The sequence below is a fragment of the Candidatus Desulfatibia sp. genome, from assembly GCF_036446775.1.
GTDB lineage: Bacteria > Desulfobacterota > Desulfobacteria > Desulfobacterales > UBA11574 > Desulfatibia_A.
The window spans coordinates 1-2,700 of the sequence record NZ_JAZFTO010000211.1 but is presented as its reverse complement, the minus strand read 5'-3'; the positions used below and the strand labels follow the sequence as shown (position 1 = coordinate 2,700).

4 protein-coding genes are annotated in these 2,700 nt (G+C 43.3%); 2 read left to right on the top strand and 2 right to left on the bottom strand.

Annotation, left to right across the window (positions count from 1 at the left end; translation table 11 throughout):
- Positions 1-4: 4 nt before the first annotated feature.
- Positions 5-277 carry a hypothetical protein gene (locus tag V3S16_RS10165; RefSeq protein WP_413884577.1) on the bottom strand — a complete coding sequence of 91 codons (273 nt, stop codon included), beginning with the start codon at positions 275-277 and terminating at the stop codon, positions 5-7.
- Between the two features lie 317 nt (positions 278-594).
- Positions 595-711, bottom strand: coding sequence for an HU family DNA-binding protein (locus V3S16_RS10160; RefSeq protein WP_413884576.1), 117 nt, complete (start codon positions 709-711; stop codon positions 595-597).
- 290 nt (positions 712-1,001) lie between these two features.
- Between V3S16_RS10160 and V3S16_RS10155 the strand changes: the two genes are divergently transcribed.
- Positions 1,002-1,205: a hypothetical protein gene (locus tag V3S16_RS10155; protein WP_413884575.1), complete on the top strand. Its 204-nt coding sequence runs from the start codon at positions 1,002-1,004 to the stop codon at positions 1,203-1,205.
- Between the two features lie 349 nt (positions 1,206-1,554).
- Positions 1,555-2,496, top strand: a complete 942-nt coding sequence (locus V3S16_RS10150; RefSeq protein WP_413884574.1) for an aspartyl protease family protein — start codon at positions 1,555-1,557, stop codon at positions 2,494-2,496.
- Positions 2,497-2,700: the final 204 nt, after the last annotated feature.

Below are 2,700 nucleotides of genomic sequence, written 5' to 3'. Positions count from 1 at the left end.
TTTACTAACCACTGTCCCGCCGGACCTCTTTTGTGTTGATATCACCGTCTTGTAATAGCGGATTTTCCGTTTTTTCCTGCTTGGGAGATGAATCGCAACAGGACAGCTTACTTTTGTGATCACTATCCGGGGACTTTTTCCCATGCATACCACGCATGAGCTTCATATCACCATAAAAGCCTGCAGCAAAACCTACCGCTGGTGCGGTGAAAGTCCAATGTCCACCTAAAGATTGCCCCACAGAATACCCTCCTAAAAGACCAATACAACAAAGCATAAAGCCTCCTTTCTAATATTGAATAATCTATCCTTTTATATTTCCGATTATAGAACGTCGGATCATTAAAGTTTTATTGGAACTGTATTTTTTCTCTTAAGGACAACTATTGTTTTTTTAATCTTTTGATTTCTATAATAAAGCAATAAGCATGCCGCATTGTGATGGTTAGCGTTTAACCTTTTAATTTCACTTGTGTTATTTATTTCCGTGGTTAATGTAAATGCTATTTTCCTGGAATAGGGGTAGGGAAATTTGGATATAAAGTATCCGATCTTAGCATTGGAAGGGTATCCAAGTGAATAAGAAGTATCCAGCTATAAGTTCTTTTTGATGATCTCGAGGAGGGTTTCAACCGTATTCGTTGCCTGGCGCCGGCTGTAACCGTTTTCGTTCATAACCTCTGTGATGATATCGGCTTTTGTAAGTGTCATGGTGGGTCTCCTTGGGGAAGGGGTTGTAACTATACGGAAACGCTACAGACATCAGGTTGTTTTGTCAAGCAAATTATGGGGTTAAGGGTGCTATCGAGACGGTTATCTTAGGATTTACCCGCTACATTTTTATAATCGGCATCTTATAAAAAAAGGTCAAATAATCGGCGAGCGTGGCGACATCAGACTGGACACCGCCAACGAACTGTGCCATTCTGTTTCGAATTCAGCTGACGAAATCGCTGAGGTGTTCTTAGATGAAGTTCCGGGCATGGTGGAGGCGTTTGGCAATGACGCCAAACGATCTCATCTGCTACCCCCTACGACCAAACACGGGGTTGCGCCGCCACAGTCCGGCACAATTCACTTTCAAACAAGGAGAAACAGATATGGGTGATAAGGGGAAAAAAGACAAAGGCAAAAGGGAACAACAGAAAAAGGCCCAGCTTACTGCAAAGGAAAAACGAAAATTGAAAAAAGAAAAGAAGAAATAAATGCCCGGTGTTGTTCGGTGACCTTAAATCAAGCACGGAAGTTGTGTGCCAGTTACTAGCGAAGCTTTGCCTCAAACCGACAAGTTGAGGAGAATCATAATCCCATTGCTTGAGGCGAAGTGATGCTGGATACTTGATAAATAAGAAAGAACGATTACTTGTTTTATCCAGCATCCAGAGACCAGTATCCAGTATCTGCTCATCTCTTGCACCACAGCGTGTTACAAAAAATTGACCCCCATATGCATAATGTGATAAAGCCCCACTCTTATTTTCTTAAGTAACACCTTCTTTAGGCCGATAATATCTACAACAAAATTAAAGATCCCGGACACGAGGTTTTAAAGAGGTGATACGTTTTACAAGTATTTTTCTTATTTTAACGTTACTGGTTTTTTTGAGTGCGGCCAACATTGTTGCGGAAGTCTACTCCGGGGTGGACGAGAATGACCTCACGGAGTTTTCCGATCGAAAGCCTATAGATGCTGATAAAGCAGATTCATGGACAAAGCCCTTAGCCCGTATCGATCTTCCCAAACAAAAGCCGAATGAGACCAAGTTGGTTGTGGGCCAACACCTGCGGGTGCCCGTTAAGATTGTCTATAATGGGCGGGTCTTTAGGACTCTGTTTGAGCTGGACACCGGTGCAACCCACACGGTCGTATCACAGGCTTTGGCAAAGAAACTGGGGGTGCACAAGACACCGTTTACGGGAAGTGGCTCTCTTGCTGGTGTCAAAGTGTTTGCATCCGCATTCAAGGTGTCGAGCATAATGGTGGGGCCGCTTGAGCGCAAGAACCATCAAATCCTTATTCTGCATTCGAACCAAGAGGGGTGGTCGAAACTGAAGGGTATGAACATTTTGGGTATGGATTTGCTCAAGGACGTACCCTTTTCCGTTGATTACCAAGCAGGCGTGATCAGGTGGGGCAACGACCCGGCTCACAGTACAAAGTATCAGATAAATACCAGGGCTGTCATAAAAGGCGTACGGGTATTTCTCCCTGTTAATATTGTTTATCACGGTCAAACTTTCAGCAATCTGTTCGTACTGGACACGGGTGCAGCGCAAACATCTGTGACACCCATTTTTGCGGAAATATTGGGGGTAACGGATATTCGCCAGGGTCGCTGGATTAAGGTGTCAAGGATAAAAGCAGGACCGCTTGAGTTAAAGGACCACCGTATTGCGATATGGGATACCCCTGACAATCTGCTAGGGATGGATCTGCTTCAATACGTAAACTTCACCATAGATTATCAAGCGGGTGTAATTAGATGGAATCTGTAGATTCTCTTCCTTCCAATATATGTTGTATGGTCTCATTCCAGCCCGAGCCAGTCTTTAGATGATTTCTATTACCACTTGACATTGACAATAACTTCAAATAATAAAATTATCAGTAAAAAAGGGCGTTAAGTAGCGCTGCTATTTTCGCGGCCCGGTTTCGTTTATGGTAATGTATTAAATAAGGAGAGTAAGGTTATGGCAAAT

What these genes read in the sequence shown, in the direction of transcription:
- V3S16_RS10165 (WP_413884577.1), bottom strand. Translation starts at nt 277, where the DNA reads ATGCTTTGTTGTATTGGTCTTTTAGGAGGGTATTCTGTGGGGCAATCT.
- V3S16_RS10160 (WP_413884576.1), bottom strand. Translation starts at nt 711, where the DNA reads ATGACACTTACAAAAGCCGATATCATCACAGAGGTTATGAACGAAAAC.
- V3S16_RS10155 (WP_413884575.1), top strand. Translation starts at nt 1,002, where the DNA reads ATGACGCCAAACGATCTCATCTGCTACCCCCTACGACCAAACACGGGG.